The organism is Pseudomonas sp. BNK-45 (genome assembly GCF_047456255.1).
GTDB lineage: Bacteria > Pseudomonadota > Gammaproteobacteria > Pseudomonadales > Pseudomonadaceae > Aquipseudomonas.
Genome location: NZ_CP179909.1, coordinates 298,531 through 313,554, shown reverse-complemented (window position 1 = coordinate 313,554; position 15,024 = coordinate 298,531). Strand labels below are relative to the sequence as shown.

The window sequence follows — 15,024 nt, the reverse complement described above, 5'->3', positions numbered from 1 at the left end:
TTATCCGCGCGTTGTCCTGCACACTCGGGTCCCAGGCGGAAGTGAAGGCTACCGGCTAGAGGCACGCCCACAAAAAAGGGCGCCCCAAGGCGCCCTTCGCGGTCCGCAACGGTTCACTGAACCTTGGACAGATCCCCGCGCAGCGCCACGCCCGCCATGATGGCGCCGGCATGGCACTCATAGGTGCTGGCGTCCTTGCGCTCACGGCTCTTGTAGAAGCTGGCGATGTCGGTCACGGCGTTGGCCCCGACTTTCTTCGCCGCTTCATGCAGGGTGATCAGCGCCGATTGCAGGGCCCACTCGCAGGCCACCTGATCGGCCTTGCCGAAGGCGTTGGTCTTCTTGTTGGTCACCGCGCCCGGGCTGAGCACGCTGACCTTGCCGGCCGGCTTGTTGCCCGCCAGGTAGAACTTCACGCTGCCGTCGATCTTGCCGGTGCTGATGGCCTCGGCGACCACCTTGTCGAACGGCAGGAACAGGGTGGTGTCGCGGGCCTGGCTGACGCCGGGCAGGGTGCACAGCAGCAGGGTGGCGGTTGCCGCCAGGGTCTTCAAACGCATCGCAGTCTCCTTGACTTGAAAAGGGGGCAAAGCAGCCCGGTGACCGGGGTCACAGGGGGATGATCATTGGCCGGCCGGGAAGCTCTTGGTCGCAGCGTCTGACAGTTGTTGCGCGGTCCGCTCGTTCTGGTTGTCCCGCAGCTCGCGCAGGATGCCCTTGTCCAGCAGGCGCACCCAGCGGATGTAGTTCTTGTGGATCTTGCCGTCCTTGTAGTCCAGGTCGCGGCTGTCGCGGTAGACGATCTTGTAGGCGCTGGCGCTGTACGGAATATCGATCTCGGCGTGGAACTGCCCGCGCACGGTGATCTCGGCCTGGATCAGCTCCGGGCTGATGCGCTGCACGGTCCACTTGCGGGCCACCAGGTTCTTCAGGATCGCCTGTTTGACCTGCTCCTGGCTGGCCTGGATGGTGGTCGGGATCACCCGGTTCGGGGTGTACATCGGTTTGCTGGTGCAGGCGGCCGTGCTCAGCAGGGCCAGGAGGATCAGCGTCGTGCGAAACAGGGAGGACATTCCATTTCTCCAGTGGGGTTGGGCGTTAAGGCCAGCGGCGGAAGATCAACGAGGTGTTGACCCCGCCAAAGGCAAAGTTGTTGTTCATCACGAATTCGTGGCTCATGGCCCGGAAGCCGTCCTGCAGGTAGTCCAGCTCGCCGCAGCGTGGGTCGACCTGGTCCAGGTTGCAGGTGTGCACGTACAGGTCGCGGTTGAGCATCTCGATGCTGAACCAGGATTCCAGCGCGCCGCAGGCGCCCAGGGTGTGGCCGAGAAAACTCTTCTGCGAACTGATGGGCATGCGGCTGCCGAACAGGCTGTTGGTGGCCAGGGTCTCGGCGATATCGCCCTGCTCGGTGGCGGTGCCATGGCCGTTGACGTAGCCGATGGCCGAGGGGGCCAGGGCCGCGTCTTCCAGCGCCAGCTCCATGGCCCGGCGCATGGTGCTCTGCTCGGGACGGGTGGTGTGCTGGCCGTCGGCGTTGCTGCCGAAGCCGACGATTTCCGCGTGAATCCGCGCGCCCCGGGCCAGGGCGTGTTCCAGCTCTTCGAGCACCAGCATGCCGCCGCCTTCACCGATCACCAGGCCGTCGCGGTCGGTGTCGTAGGGCCGGGGGCTGGTGTGGGGCGCATCGTTTTTCAGGCTGGTGGCGTAGAGCGCGTCGAACACCATGGCTTCGGTGGGGCACAGCTCTTCGGCGCCGCCGGCGAGCATCAGCGGCAGACGGCCGAACTTGATCGCTTCGTAGGCATAGCCGATGCCCTGGCTGCCGCTGGTGCAGGCGCTGGAGGTGGGAATCAGGCGCCCGGTCAGGCCGAAGAAAATGCTGATATTGGCCGCGGTGGTGTGGGGCATCATGCGCACGTAGGAGTTGGCGTTGAGCCCTTCGGCCACCGAGTTCAGCAGCATGTTGCCGAAGGCCTTGATCTCGTCGGTGCTGCCGGTGGAAGAGCCGCAGGCCACCCCCATGCGCCCGTCCTTGATCGACGGGTCGCCCAGCAGCCCGGCATCGGCCAGGGCCTGCTCGGCGGCACCGACCGCCAGCCGCGAAACCCGGCCCATGCTGCGCAGTTGCTTGCGGGTCCAGTGCCCCGGCACCTGGAAGTCATCGATGGGGCCGGCCAGGCGGGTGTTGAGTTCGCTGAAGCGGTCCCATTCGTCCATGCGCCGGATGCCGCTGCGGTTGGCGGCAAAGCGCTCGGCGATGCTGGCCCAGTCGCTGCCCAGGGAGGTGATGCCGGCCATGCCGGTGACGACCACGCGTTTCATCAGCACAGGCCCCCGTTCACCGCCAGCACCTGGCGGGTGATGTAGGCGGCCTCGGCGGACATCAGGAAGTTCACCGCCCCGGCCACCTCTTCCGGGGTGCCCATGCGCTGGGCGGGAATCATCTTCATCAGCTCGTCCACCGGCACGTTCTCATCGAGCATGGCGGTGTCGATCAGCCCCGGGGCCACGCAGTTGACGGTGATCTTGCGCTTGCCCAGCTCGATGGCCAGGGCCTTGGCGGCGCCGATCAGGCCGGCCTTGGAGGCGCTGTAGTTGACCTGGCCGCGGTTGCCGATCAGCCCCGACACCGAGGTGATGCAGACAATGCGTCCGGCGGCGCGGCGGCGGATCATCGGCATCATCACCGGGTGCAGGACGTTGTAGAAACCGTCGAGGTTGGTGCGCAGCACCTGATCCCAGTCGTCTTCGCTGAGGGCCGGGAAGGCGCCGTCGCGGGTCAGCCCGGCATTGAGTACCACGCCGTAATAGGCGCCATGGGCTTCGACGTCGGCCTCCAGGGCGGTCCGGCAGGCCTCTCGGTCCGATACATCGAATTGCAGGATGCGGGCGCCGCGGCCCAGGGCTTCGATCTCGCCCTTGACGGCTTCGGCTTCGCTGCGGCCGCTGCGGCAGTGCAGCACCAGGTCATAACCGGCCCGGGCCAGACGCAGGGCGATGGCACGGCCGATGCCACGGCTGGAGCCGGTGACCAGTACGGAGTCAGTCATGAGGGAGTTCCTGTAGAAGAGGCAGGTGTTTCATGCAGATAGTCGGCGGCCTGGGGCGGACGGTACACGTTCAGGCGCGCCGTGGCGGCAATGCCGGGGCCGCTGAGGTGGCATTCGAACACGCCCATGCCGTTGTCGTCTTCGAGGGAGCGCAGGGCGTGGATCTCCAGCAGGCTGTCGACCGGGAAGTGCTCGACATTGCATTCGAACTTGCGAGTGCCCAGCAAAAAGCCCAGCTCCACCGGCAGGCCTTGCTGGCGCGCGCGACAGCCGGCGTAGGCGGCCACGCTCTGGGCCATCAGCTCGATCCCGACCCAGGCCGGCAGGCTGCCGTCGGGGCGATTGAACAGGCCACCGGGGCGAACCTGGAGGCGGGTGCGGATCTGTTCTTCATCAAAGTCCAGGACCTGATCGATGAGGATCATGTCCCCGGCGTGGGGCAGCAGTTCGGCGAGCGGCCAGTCGATCATGGGGCGTCTCCGATTATCAGGCTGACATTGTTGCCACCGAAGGCGAAGGAGTTGCTCATCAGGTGGCGTGGTGAATGCGCCGCCAGGCGGTCGGCCGGGGTCACCCAGTGCAGGGGCGGCAGGGCCGGGTCGGCCGCGCCGTCCCAGACATGGGGCGGCAGCGCCTGGTCGGGGTTGTCGGCACTCAGGGCCAGCCAGCAGAACGCCGCTTCCAGGGCTCCGGCGGCGCCCAGGGTGTGGCCGCTCATCGGCTTGGTCGAGGAGCAGGGCAGGCCCTCGGGGAACAGCTGGGCCACCGCCAGGCTTTCCATGGCGTCGTTGTGCTGGGTGGCGGTGCCGTGCAGGTTCAGGTAGTCGATCTGCTGCGGCTGCAGGCCGGCGCTGCGCAGCGCCAGGCTCATGGCCTGCAAGGCACCGCGGCCATCGGGGGCCGGGGCGGAAATATGGTAGGCATCGGAGCTGGCGCCACCGCCGAGCAGGGCCACAGGGGCGGCGCCGGCGGCCTCCCTGCTCATCAGGAACAGCACTGCCGCCTCGCCGATGTTGATCCCGTCACGGTTGCGCGAGAACGGATTGCAGCGCTGCCCGGACACCGCTTCCAGGGCGCTGAAGCCGTTCAGGGTGAGCTTGCACAGGCTGTCGACCCCGCCGCACAGCACGGCGTCGCACAGGCCCAGGTCCAGCAGGCGCCGGGCGCTGATCAGGGCCCGGGCGCTGGAGGTGCAGGCGGTGGAAATCACATAGGCCGGGCCGCACAGTTGCAGCCAGTCGGCAAGAAAGTTGGCCGGCGCGCTGAGTTCCTGCTGGCGGTAGTCGTAGTCCGCCGGGAATTGCCGGTCCTGCAGATAGCGGGCAATGCCGCGGCTGGCCTCGTCGATGCCCGAGGTGCTGGTGCCCAGGACGATGCCGATGCGGCCGCGGCCGTAGCGCCGGATCGCCTGGCGGATGTCGTCCTCGATCTGCAGCGTGGCCTCCAGCAACAGCTGGTTGTTGCGGCTGCTCTGCGCCTGCAGCCCGGCGGGCATGCTGGCCAGCGCGCCGCGCACCGCCGCCACCGGCAGGCTGCGGTCGGGTACCCAGTGGCTTTCGGCGCGCAGGCCCGAGCAGTCCCCGGCCCACAGGCTGCGGGCGACTTCCCGGCGATTGCGCCCCAGGGCGCAGATCACTCCGAGGGCATTGAGGTAGGCCGTCATGGCATGCCCCCGGTGCTCAGTGGGCTGATGTGGTAATGCGGGCCTTGGGGCAGGTTCAACTCGAAATCCAGAGGTTGTTGATAGTCAATCCGCCAGCGTGGGCCGAGGGTGCGTCGAGTGCCTTGCTCAAGGGCGCCGGGGTAGTTGGCCCGCAGTTCGGCCTTGGGGGTGAGGGCGAACAGCAAGGCGGCGAACAGCTCCCGAGCTTCCGGGTTGGGCGGCAGCAGACCGTCGGCCTGCCAGTGGCCGGCCACCAGGCGCTGGCGGGCCTGGGGGATGCCCAGGGGGTCCATCAGCGACCAGCGCAGGTCCGGGCCTTCGGCCTGGATCACCAGCAGCCAGTCCTGGCGTTGTCCGTCGGCCTGGCGCTCGACATGCAGCTGCAATGGCAACGCCAGGGTGGGCATGCGCTCGGGCAGCGGAGCCTGACTGACGCAAGCGCTCAGCAACAGGACACAACCGAGCAGCAGAGCGCGGATCATGCCGACTCACCTGCCCCGGCAACGCTGGCATCCAGAGGCTTGCGCGCCACCACGTTGACCAGGGTTTCCTCGCGTTGGCCCACCGGCGGCGGCTGGCGCAGACCGAGGCGCTCCAGCAGGCCGAAGTCCTTGGCGCGGCTCCACCACAGGTAGGGATAAGACACGTTCTGCGGGCCGAATTCAAAGCCCTGCCGACGAATCATCTGCAAATATTCGGCGGCGCTTTTCTGCACATGCATCGGATGGCGGAACAGCCAGCGGATCACCCAGGTATCGATGTAGGCCTCGGTGGATTCGGCGAACAGCAGGTAGCCCCCGGGCTTGAGCACCCGGTGGAACTCGGCCAGGGCCTTTTCCTGTTCCACCAGGTGATGGAAGGTCTGGTGGCAGAACAGCAGGTCGACACTGGCGTCGGCCAGTTGCAGGGTCGCGCAGTCGCTGCCGATCAGCTCCACCTGCAATTGCTGGCGCCGGGCTTCTTCGGCGCTGAGCTTTAGGCTGTGAGGGTCGGCGTCGATGCCGATCAGGCGCTGCGGGGCGAACACCTGGCGCAGGTGCTGGAACGACTTGCCCTGGCCGCAGCCGGCATCCAGCAGCACCGGATGGGCGGGCGGCTCGCCGTCGAACAGCGAGCGCAGGTCGTTGATCGCCACCCGCAGCACATGGTGCTGCCAGGTGTGGCTGCGCAGGAACCAGAAACCGAAGCGGGTTTCCTCGACGTAGCTGGGGCTCAGGTACTGGCCGCTTTGCTCGCTCATGCCACGTCCCTCGCGCAGACTTCCGACAGGGCCTTGAGCCGGCGCTTGGGCTCGCTGACGAAGGGGTTGCGTTCATCCCAGGCGTAACCGGCGAGGATCGAACTGATCATGCGGCGGATTTCCGGCGAGCTGCCCGGGTGGTAGATCACGTCCTGGAAGGTGCCGGCGTACCAGCCCTCGACGTAGCAGCGGAAGGTGTCGACGCCGCGCTTGAGCGGCTCGGCGAACTCGCTCGCCCAGTCGACGCTTTCGCCCTGCAACTGCCGGTGCAGCACGGCGGCGGCCATGCTCGACGAGCGCATGGCGATGGTCACCCCGGAGGAGAACACCGGATCGAGGAACTCCGCGGCATTGCCCAGCAGGGCGAAGCCAGGGCCGTGCAGGGTGGTGACGTTGGCCGAGTAGCCGTCGATGGTCCGCGCCGGGGTGTCCCATTCGGCGTTTTCCAGGACCCTGGCCAGGCTCGGGGTTTGCTCGATGAAACCGCGCAGGCAGGCGTCCAGGTCGCCATCGCGCCCGGCGAAGTGTTCATCGGCGGCCACCACGCCCACCGAACAGCGGCCGTTGCTGAAGGGGATGCTCCAGAACCAGATGTCGCGGTGTTCCGGGTGGGTGGTGATGAGGATCTTGTTGCGGTCGAAATGCTCGCAGTCGATGCGGTCTTCGACATGGGTGAACACCGCCCGGCGTACCGGGAAGTTCGACGGCGCCTCCAGCTCCAGCAGGCGCGGCAGCACCCGGCCGTAGCCGCTGGCGTCGAGGATGAAGTCGGCTTCGATGCGGTACTGGCTGCCGTCCTCGCGACGGCAGTCGAGCTGCGGCAGCGGCCGCGCCACGTCCACCGCGATGATCTCCTCGCCGTAGCGGATCTCGACCCCTTGCAGCGCCGCCTGATCGGCCAGCAGCTTGTCGAAGTCGGCGCGCTGCACCTGGAAGGTGGTGGGCTTGCCGTGGCTGAAGGTGTCGCCGAAATCGAAGGTGCTGTAGTGCTCGCCCCAGGCGAACGCCGCGCCGTTTTTCAACTGGAACCCGGCGGCCTGCACGGCCTCCAGCATCCCGGCTTCCTCGACGAAATCCAGGCAGTGGGACAGCAGGCTTTCGCCGATGGAGAAACGCGGGAAATGTTGCCGCTCGACGATCAGCACGTCGTGGCCCTGGCGCTTGAGCAGCGCGGCCGCGATGGCCCCCGAGGGGCCGGCACCGATCACCACGACCTGGCGACGTTGCATTTCAACTGTTGGCACTGGGGCTCCTTGCCGGTTTGGCGATGTTCAGATTCAAGGGGGCAGCGTGGGTCGCTGCCGGGGGCGTTCGGTGCATCCCGGCCAGGGCCGGCAGCAGGGTGGCGATCAGGCCCATGAGCATCAGCGCGAAGTACAGCGCCGGGCTGATCAGTTGTTGTTGCAGCAGCAGGTTGAGAAAGACGATCTCGCTCAAGCCGCGAATGTTCAGCAGCAGGCTTTCCCGCCAGCGGCTGGCGCCCGTGAAGGAGGCGCCGGCCCAGCGCAGGCCCAGCCAGTTGCCCAGCAGCTTGCTGGCAATCGGCAGCACCAGCAGCGCTGCCAGTTGCACCCAGCCGAGGCTGTCCATGGCGCTGTGCACATTGATCTGCACGATGCCGAACGTGAGGATCAGCGGGATGGCGATGCTGCTCTGCAAGCGGTTCATCCAGGCAGCCTTTAACGGCAGCACCAGCGGCAGCTTGAGGGCGGCCATGCACAGCAGGTAGCCGATGCCGAAGATCAGCGCATTGAGCTTGTAGTGCTCGGCCACCACCAGCAGGCCGAAGAACCCCAGGCTGTGCAGCAGCGGCTGGCGCAGGCCCAGGCCACGCAGCAGCAACGGCAGGCAGGCGCCGGCCAGGGGCAGCAGCAGGCTGCTCAGGTGCAGGCTGCCCTGGGCCAGGGCGAACAGGCTCCAGCAGGTCAGGTCGATGAGAATCGCCGTCTGCACCAGGCGCCGGGTGGCGGCGGGCGGGTACTGGATGTGCCGCAGGTACAGGTAGAGCACCGGGATCGCCGTGATGGCGAACAGCAGGCCCACCGCCAGGGAGCTGATCCAGGGTTGCGCCGGCAGCAGCCAGAAGGCCGTGGCCAGGCCGCAGGCGAAGGGAATGCCGAAGCTCGGCACGGCGATCTTCAGGCTCTGGCGATCCAGGCGCAGGTCGATCACGTCGCTGAGGATATGCCCCAGCAACAGGGCGAAGCTCAGGCCGTACAGGTGCTTGAGCCACTGCGGCGCCACCAGTTGCGCGCCGTCAAGCTGCCAGTGCGGCTCGATCCATAGCAGCATCAGTAACGGCAGGCCGAAGGTCGCCAGCAGCAGTTGGCTGACAATCGGAATCAGGCCCAGGTGGCGCCCGATGTAGGTGGCCAGGGCGAACAGGGCCAGGGCCAGCAGCCAGAACAGCAGGATCAGCATGGGCCGCGCTCCGCCTCGGGCGTCGGGTGCGGCGTGTGGCCGGCCCAGGGCGCGAGGATAAAGCTGAAGGCCAGCCCCAGGCTCACCGCCAGCCCGAAGTTGCTCACCGCCGGGGTGCTGGACACCGCCAGCAGGCCGAACGACAGCCAGGTGGTCAGGGCCGCCAGCAGGGTGCCCAACAGGCTCACCGCGGCACCGCCGATCTGCTCGCGCATGAGGATCGCGTAGTCGACACTGATGGCCGTCACCAGCAACAGGCCGAACAGGCTGAACAGGGTCAGGGGCTGGCCCAGCCAGCCGAGGCTGGCCAGGCTGCACAAGGCGGCCAGCAGCGGCAGCGCCACCAGGCGCAAGGCGCCCCCGAAGCCGAAGGGCAGGATCAGCAGCAGCACGATCAGCACGCAGGAGGCCAGCTTGAGTTCGGCGGCGCTGACCTGGGTCGCGGCGAACACCCGGTTCAATTCACCGAGGCGGTCCACCAGTTGCACCCCGGGCAGATCGTCGGCCTGAACCCGCAGCAGGGCGGCGTCGTTCAACCCTTGCAGGCTGACCATGGCGGCCACGCCGTCGGCATTGGGCCCCAGCCACAATGGACGATAGGGTTCGGCCAGGGGGCCGTTGAGGGCGCTGTCGATATCGCTGGGCGGCAGTTCCTGCAGTTGCTGCAACTCGGCCTGCAACGCCTCCAGGGGCACGCCCAGGGCCAGCAGTGGCTGCCAGAACTGCGGCAGTTGCTGCAGCGCCTGGCGCAGCCGCTGCTGGTCCCGGGCCTGGCTGAGCAGTTGCTCCAGGGACAGGTAGCCCTTGAGCTTGCCCAGGTTCACCAGTTGCTGCAGGCGTTCGTCCAGGGCGCCCAGACGTTGCAGCAATTGCTCCTGGCTGGCCGCGCGCACCAGAAAGAACTGGCTGGTGGGTTGATAGCCGGTGATCCGGGCAATGGCCTGGGCCTCTTGCAGCAGTTGCGGCGGTGCGCCGACCCACTGGCGGATATCGTTCTTGCTTTCCAGTTGCCACAGGCCGCCCGCGCAGAACAGCGCCAACAGGGCCAGCAGCGCCGGGCTCGGCACACGCTTGAGCAGCGCTTCACGCACCCTGAGCAACGCTTCGGCGACCCGCAGCGGCCATTGCGCCGGATGCAGTTCGACGCCCTTGAGCAGCGCCGGCAGCAGGCACACCGCGGACAGGTAGGCCCCCAGCAGGCCGGCGGCGGAGAACGCGGCGATCTGGGTCAGGGCCGGGAACGGAGTCCAGGCCAGGGCCAGGTAACCGATGCAACTGGTGATCAGGCTCAGGCTCAGCCCCGGCAGGGTCAGGCGCAGGGCCGGCCAGCTGCGCCAGGGCTTCAGGCTCCAGCTCTTGGACAGGTAGTGCAGCGGGTAGTCGACGGCCACGCCGATCAGGCTCGACCCCAGCACCAGGGTCATCACGTGCATGTGGCCGAACAGGGCGACACAGGCCACCGCGCCGAACAGCATGCCCACCAGCACCGGAACGAAGGCCAGCAAGGCCCGCCAGCGGCGGAAGGCCAGGAGCAGCAGCAACAGGATTCCCAGGGTCGCGCCACCGCCGACCCAGGTGATCTCGCGGCTGGCCTGCTGCTGACCGTTGGCGGCGTACAGCAGGCCACTGGCGGCCAGCAGCTGGACCCCGCCCTGGCTTGCCTGTTCCCGGCTGTGGCGCAGCAGCTCGGCCACTTGCAGGGGCAACTGCATGTCGAACGCGTTGCCGCGGGTATGGGCCCGCAGCAGCACCCAGTGCCGGCCCTCGGCTTCGGCCACCAGGGCGCCGCTGCCGATATCCAGTTGCACCGCGCCATGTTGCGGCTGGCTGTTCTGGATGCGTCCGGTCAGGCCCAGCCAGTCATCCTGGCTCGGCACCAGGGAGAAGCCGGCAAAGGGGTCGAACAGGCTTTGCACCCGCTGCTCGATGAACGCCTGGGGCTGGTTGATCAACTGCTCCCGGTCCTTGGCCGCGAGCATCGCCAGTCGTCCTTGGAGCAATTGCTTGCGCAAGGCCGGCAGGTCGGCCTCAAGGTTCCACTGCACCTTGTCGAACAGCCCGCTGGCCTGCCACTGCTCGGCCAACTGGCGGGCCATGTTCAGCGCCTGCGGGCGCTCGGCGTGACCCACCAGCACCAGGATTTCCCGGTTCAGCGGCTCTTGCATGCGTTGTTCGGCCTGCAGCTCCAGGGCATCGGGAGCGGTGCCGGGCACCAGTTCCATGAGGTTGGCCGACAGCGGCGCGCCGTGGCGCCATTGCCAGGCCCCCAGGGCCAGCACCGCCAGCAGCAGGATCAGGAAAGCACGGGGCAGCCAGCGTTCACTCGGCAAAGTCATGTTGCTCCGTCGCGCTCAGCGGCTCGGCGCTGCTGCTGTCCTGCATGATCAGCAGGGTGCGGTCGCCCTGGGCTTCCAGCAGTTCGATGCGTTGCACCAGTGCGCCGCCGTCGATGTTGATCTGGTTGAAGATCTGTTTCAGCAGCAGGGAGCGGGGGATCAACTGCAGGTGCCAGTCTTCGGCGCTGCCTTGCAGCTTGAGCTCGAAGTCCCGTTGCAGGCCGCTGCTGTCGCCTTGCAGCACGGCCAGGAACAGGCGGTTCTGCTCGGCCCCGGCGCTCTTGCCGGGGAGCATCTGCCAGCCGCCGGCATCGCGCCGGGCAATGCCCTGGGCGGTGATGCGGTAGTCCTGTTGCAGCGGGGTTTGCAGCAGCCACAGCAGGCCGTGGTTTTTCGCCAGGACGAAGTGGCCCTTGCTGGTCAGCGGCTGGGGCAGGGCGCGCAGGTGTTTCTCCTGGACGAAGCGGCCGTGGATCACCTCCGGCCGCGCCAGCTGATCGCTCAGCTGTTGCAGGTCGAAGGCCTGGGCCAGGCCCGGAACACAGCACAGCACCCAGAGTGCAGGCGCGAGCTTGCTCGCGAACCGCCGCAGCACGGTGCGCAGCGCCGTGCACTGGGCAGACAGGCCGACCCTCTTCGCGAGCAAGCTCGCTCCCACGGTCACGGCAGGGCCCTCGCGACGGCGTCGGTGAAGACCTTGGGCGAGGCCAGCTGCATCTCCCGGCTGGCGATCTCCACCGCCACCTGCACCGAGCTGGCGCGGGTCAGGCGCTCGCCACTGGCCAGGTCGGTGATCAGGTAGTTGATCTTCAGACGGTTCTCCCACTCCACCAGGCTGGCGCGCACGTTCAGGGTCTGGCCGAACACCGCGCCGCGCACGTAGCGCAGTTGCAGGTCGATCACCGGCCAGGCGTAGCCGGATTCAAGCATCTGGTTGTAGTTGTGGCCGAGCTTGTCCAGCAGGGCGCAGCGGGCCACTTCCAGGTACTTGACGTAATGCCCGTGCCAGACGACGTGCATGGTGTCGACGTCGAAGAACGGCACCAGCACCTGGGTGTCGGCGTGGATCACTCCCTTGCTACGCATGCAGCCTCCAGTGTTGTTCGGCGATGCGCTGCAGGCACAGGCGCAGTTCGCGCTCCAGGGCGCGGTCCTCGATCACCGGTGGGAAGTCCGCGGCCAGTTGCCGGTGCATGGCATCCAGGGCCGGCGGCAACGGCCGGGCATCGGCTTCCTGGCGGCGCAGCCAGACGCCCTGGTTGGCCGCGAGCAAGGTGGCGGCGGCCACTTGTTCGGTCAGTTCCAGCACCCGGATCGCGTCGCGGGCGGCGATGGTGCCCATGCTCACCTTGTCCTGGTTGTGGCATTCGGTGGAGCGCGAGAACACGCTGGCCGGCAGGGTGTTCTTCAGGGCTTCGGCGGTCCAGGCGCTGGCGCCGATCTGCACCGCCTTGAAGCCGTGATTGAGCATGGCGCGTTCGGCGCTGGCGCCGGACAGGTTGCTCGGCAGGCCGTGGTTGTAGCGCACGTCCACCAGCAGCGCCAGTTGCCGGTCCAGCAGGTCGGCGACGTTGGCCACCAGGTTCTTCAGGCTGTCCATGGCAAATGCGATGTGGCCGCCATAGAAGTGCCCGCCGTGCAGCACGCGCTCGGCTTCGGCGTCGATGATCGGGTTGTCGTTGGCGCTGTTGAGTTCGGTTTCGATAAAGCTACGCAGCCAGTTCAGGCTGTCGGCCAGCACCCCGAGCACGTGGGGCGCGCAGCGCAGCGAGTAGCGGTCCTGCAGGCGGTGCAGGGGCGCGGTCGGTGCATCGATCGCCAGGTCCTGGCGCAGCCACGCGGCCACTTGCATCTGCCCCGGGTGCGGCTTGGCGGCGAACAGGCGCTCGTCGAAGTGCTCCGGGTTGCCTTGCAGGGCCACCACGTTGAGGGCGGTGATGCGGGTCGCCAGGCGCAGCAGGTAGTCGGCCCGGGCAAAGGCCAGGCAGGCCAGCCCGGTCATCACCGCGGTGCCGTTCATCAGCGCCAGGGCTTCCTTGGGCCGCAGCACCAGGGGCTCCCAGCCCAGCTCGCGGTGCACGTCGGCGGACTCACGACGCTCGCCACGGAACAGCACCTCGCGTTCGCCGGACAGGGTCGCCGCCACATAGGACAGCGGCGTCAGGTCGCCGCTGGCGCCCACCGAACCCTCTTCGGGGATCAGCGGCAGGATGTCCTGGTCGAGGAAGGCCTGCAGGCGTTCCAGCAGTTCCACCCGCACCCCGGACACGCCGTGGCACAGCGACTGCAAGCGCGCCGCCAGCACCGCGCGGGTGGCCTGGGCGTCCAGCAGCTTGCCCAGGCCGCAGCCGTGGAAGGTGTACAGATGCCGGGGCAGGGCCTCGACGTGCTGCAGCGGCACGGCCACCACGCAGGAGTCGCCATAGCCGGTGGTCACGCCATAGATCACCCCTTCCTTGTCCAGCAGGGAATCGAGGAACTGCGCGCCCTTGGCGATCCGCTGGCGCCAGGCGGCGTCGTCTTGCAGGCGGGTCGGCGCCTGGCGGTTGGCCAGGGCCAGCACGTCTTCGATGCGCAGGGGGTGTTCGCCGAAGGTTACCGGCTCATGGGTCGAGGTCGTCATCGGTCTTCCAGAATGGGTAAAAGTTGAACCATTGTTGCGGTGCCTGCAGGCAGTACTGGCCCAGGCGCTCGGCGTAGCGGGCGGTCCACTGGGCGATCACCTGCTGGCGGTCGTTGCGCTTCCACTGCACGGCCTCGGCGAAGGGTTCCAGGGTCACCTGGTAGCGGCCCTGCTGTTTCAGGCACAGCAGCAGGTTGACCGGGCACTTGAGCAGCCCCGCCAGCAGCCAGGGGCCCTGGGGGAAGGCCGCCGGATGGCCGAGGAAATCCACCCGCACATTGCGCCCGCCGTGCAGCGGCACACGGTCGCCGGCAATCGCCAGCCACTCGCCGCGATCCAGGCGCTGGCTCAGTTGCAGCATGATCGCCGGGTCCAGCTCGCTGACCTGGATCAGCCGCAGGTTGCTGGCCCCGGCTTCGCCCAGCAGGCGGTTGAAGCGTTCGGCGTGCTTGGTGTGCACCAGCACGTTCATGGTCACCTGCTCCCCCAGCTCGGCCAGGGCCCGGCAGACTTCCAGGTTGCCCAGGTGCGCGCCCACCAGCAGTTGCCCGCGTTCACCGCGCAGTTGGTGGCGCAGCATCGCCGGGTCGATGATCTCGATCTGTTCGATGCGCAGCTTGCCGTTCCACACGTCGAGCTTGTCCAGCAGGGCATCGGCAAAGGCCATGAACTGAGCGAACACCCGCCCGTGGCTGGGGCGCAACTCTGCGCGCCCGCTCCATTGCGCCAGACGCTGCTGGTACTGCCAGATGCTGCGCCGGGCGCGGCGGCCGAACAGGAAGAAATAGAACACGATGACGTACAGCACCGGGCTCAGGACGCGGCGTCCCAGGACCCGCACGCCGAAGGCGGTGAGCTTCATCAGCCAGAAGCTGCCGCGCTCCTGGTGCTCGGCCCAGTGTTCGTTGGGGGGCGTCTGGCTCATGGGCGCCACCGGCGCCAGAGGATCAGCGGCAGGCGCGCCAACATGCCGCAGAACAGCTTGGCGTGCATCTTGGAAATCAGCGCGTTGTCGTGGAACAGGCGAAAGTGCGAGAGGCCGTCCTGCGGGTAGTGCACCCGGGTCGGCAGCCAGTGCATGGGCTGGTTGCGCCAGGACAGGCGCACCAGGATCTCCGGGTCGAAGTCCATGCGCCGGCCCAGTTGCACCGAGTCGATCAGGGCCAGCGCCGCAGGCAGGGGATAGACCCGGAAGCCGCACATGGAATCCGGGATCTGCAGCGACAGGCTGTTGATCCAGACCCAGACATGGGTCAGGTAGCGGGCGTACAGGCGGCCCTTGGGCACGCTGGCGTCGTACTGTGGATAACCGCAGATCAGCGCTTCGGGATGGGCTTGGGAGCGTTGGATGAAGTGATCCACATCCGTGAGGTCGTGCTGGCCGTCGGCGTCCACCTGCAGGGCGTGGCTGAAGCCCAGCCGCGCGGCTTCGCGCAGGCCGGCCATGACCGCGCCGCCCTTGCCCTGGTTGACCGCCAGGCGGATCAGGAACACCTGCTCGCGCCCGGCCATTTGTTCCAGCACCGCCGCACAGGCCGGGCTGCTGGCATCGTCCACCAGCACGCAGGGCAGGCCCCGGGCCAGGAGCGCATCGATCACCGCGGGCACGGCGGTTTCATGGTTGTACACCGGAATCACCGCACAAGGCCTATGCATGGCCGCAGGCCCCTGCACGGCAGGAGCCGGGG

Annotated in this window: 16 protein-coding genes; all 16 read right to left on the bottom strand. The window is 67.7% G+C overall.

The window, feature by feature from the left end:
- Positions 1 to 113: 113 nt before the first annotated feature.
- Positions 114 to 560 (bottom strand): hypothetical protein, encoded by a 447-nt coding sequence (locus tag ACMGG8_RS01420; protein ID WP_060837170.1) that lies wholly within the window; start codon positions 558 to 560, stop codon positions 114 to 116.
- A 63-nt stretch (positions 561 to 623) separates the two neighbouring features.
- Entirely contained in the window at positions 624 to 1,073 is a 450-nt protein-coding gene (locus ACMGG8_RS01415) for a hypothetical protein (RefSeq protein ID WP_414159051.1), read from the bottom strand.
- 25 nt (positions 1,074 to 1,098) lie between these two features.
- Complete coding sequence (locus tag ACMGG8_RS01410) at positions 1,099 to 2,325, bottom strand: beta-ketoacyl-ACP synthase (protein ID WP_060837172.1); 1,227 nt, start codon at positions 2,323 to 2,325, stop codon at positions 1,099 to 1,101.
- The gene (gene fabG / locus ACMGG8_RS01405; RefSeq protein ID WP_060837173.1) at positions 2,325 to 3,053 is read right to left on the bottom strand and encodes a 3-oxoacyl-ACP reductase FabG; all 729 of its coding nucleotides are present in this window, start codon (positions 3,051 to 3,053) and stop codon (positions 2,325 to 2,327) included. Before fabG ends, ACMGG8_RS01410 begins: the two co-directional genes overlap by 1 nt.
- Entirely contained in the window at positions 3,050 to 3,523 is a 474-nt protein-coding gene (locus ACMGG8_RS01400; RefSeq protein WP_060837174.1) for a hotdog family protein, read from the bottom strand. The genes fabG and ACMGG8_RS01400 overlap by 4 nt, the downstream gene beginning before the upstream one ends.
- The gene (locus ACMGG8_RS01395) at positions 3,520 to 4,716 is read right to left on the bottom strand and encodes a beta-ketoacyl-[acyl-carrier-protein] synthase family protein (RefSeq protein ID WP_414159050.1); all 1,197 of its coding nucleotides are present in this window, start codon (positions 4,714 to 4,716) and stop codon (positions 3,520 to 3,522) included. The genes ACMGG8_RS01400 and ACMGG8_RS01395 overlap by 4 nt, the downstream gene beginning before the upstream one ends.
- Positions 4,713 to 5,198, bottom strand: coding sequence for a DUF3261 domain-containing protein (locus ACMGG8_RS01390; RefSeq protein ID WP_060842268.1), 486 nt, complete (start codon positions 5,196 to 5,198; stop codon positions 4,713 to 4,715). Before ACMGG8_RS01390 ends, ACMGG8_RS01395 begins: the two co-directional genes overlap by 4 nt.
- Positions 5,195 to 5,956: a class I SAM-dependent methyltransferase gene (locus tag ACMGG8_RS01385; RefSeq protein WP_414159049.1), complete on the bottom strand. Its 762-nt coding sequence runs from the start codon at positions 5,954 to 5,956 to the stop codon at positions 5,195 to 5,197. The genes ACMGG8_RS01390 and ACMGG8_RS01385 overlap by 4 nt, the downstream gene beginning before the upstream one ends.
- A complete protein-coding gene (locus ACMGG8_RS01380) occupies positions 5,953 to 7,200 on the bottom strand; it encodes an NAD(P)/FAD-dependent oxidoreductase (RefSeq protein WP_414159048.1) in 1,248 nt (415 codons plus the stop codon). Before ACMGG8_RS01380 ends, ACMGG8_RS01385 begins: the two co-directional genes overlap by 4 nt.
- Positions 7,187 to 8,377, bottom strand: coding sequence for a sodium:proton antiporter (locus tag ACMGG8_RS01375; RefSeq protein ID WP_414159047.1), 1,191 nt, complete (start codon positions 8,375 to 8,377; stop codon positions 7,187 to 7,189). Before ACMGG8_RS01375 ends, ACMGG8_RS01380 begins: the two co-directional genes overlap by 14 nt.
- Positions 8,371 to 10,713 carry an MMPL family transporter gene (locus tag ACMGG8_RS01370; RefSeq protein WP_414159046.1) on the bottom strand — a complete coding sequence of 781 codons (2,343 nt, stop codon included), beginning with the start codon at positions 10,711 to 10,713 and terminating at the stop codon, positions 8,371 to 8,373. Before ACMGG8_RS01370 ends, ACMGG8_RS01375 begins: the two co-directional genes overlap by 7 nt.
- On the bottom strand, positions 10,697 to 11,377 hold the full coding sequence (locus ACMGG8_RS01365) for an outer membrane lipoprotein carrier protein LolA (RefSeq protein ID WP_060842273.1): 681 nt from the start codon (positions 11,375 to 11,377) through the stop codon (positions 10,697 to 10,699). Before ACMGG8_RS01365 ends, ACMGG8_RS01370 begins: the two co-directional genes overlap by 17 nt.
- Positions 11,374 to 11,799: an acyl-CoA thioesterase gene (locus tag ACMGG8_RS01360; RefSeq protein WP_060837182.1), complete on the bottom strand. Its 426-nt coding sequence runs from the start codon at positions 11,797 to 11,799 to the stop codon at positions 11,374 to 11,376. Before ACMGG8_RS01360 ends, ACMGG8_RS01365 begins: the two co-directional genes overlap by 4 nt.
- A complete protein-coding gene (locus tag ACMGG8_RS01355) occupies positions 11,792 to 13,336 on the bottom strand; it encodes an HAL/PAL/TAL family ammonia-lyase (RefSeq protein ID WP_060837183.1) in 1,545 nt (514 codons plus the stop codon). Before ACMGG8_RS01355 ends, ACMGG8_RS01360 begins: the two co-directional genes overlap by 8 nt.
- Positions 13,317 to 14,261: a glycosyl transferase gene (locus tag ACMGG8_RS01350; protein WP_060837184.1), complete on the bottom strand. Its 945-nt coding sequence runs from the start codon at positions 14,259 to 14,261 to the stop codon at positions 13,317 to 13,319. The genes ACMGG8_RS01355 and ACMGG8_RS01350 overlap by 20 nt, the downstream gene beginning before the upstream one ends.
- Entirely contained in the window at positions 14,258 to 14,992 is a 735-nt protein-coding gene (locus ACMGG8_RS01345) for a glycosyltransferase family 2 protein (RefSeq protein ID WP_060841866.1), read from the bottom strand. The genes ACMGG8_RS01350 and ACMGG8_RS01345 overlap by 4 nt, the downstream gene beginning before the upstream one ends.
- Positions 14,993 to 15,024 lie beyond the last annotated feature (32 nt).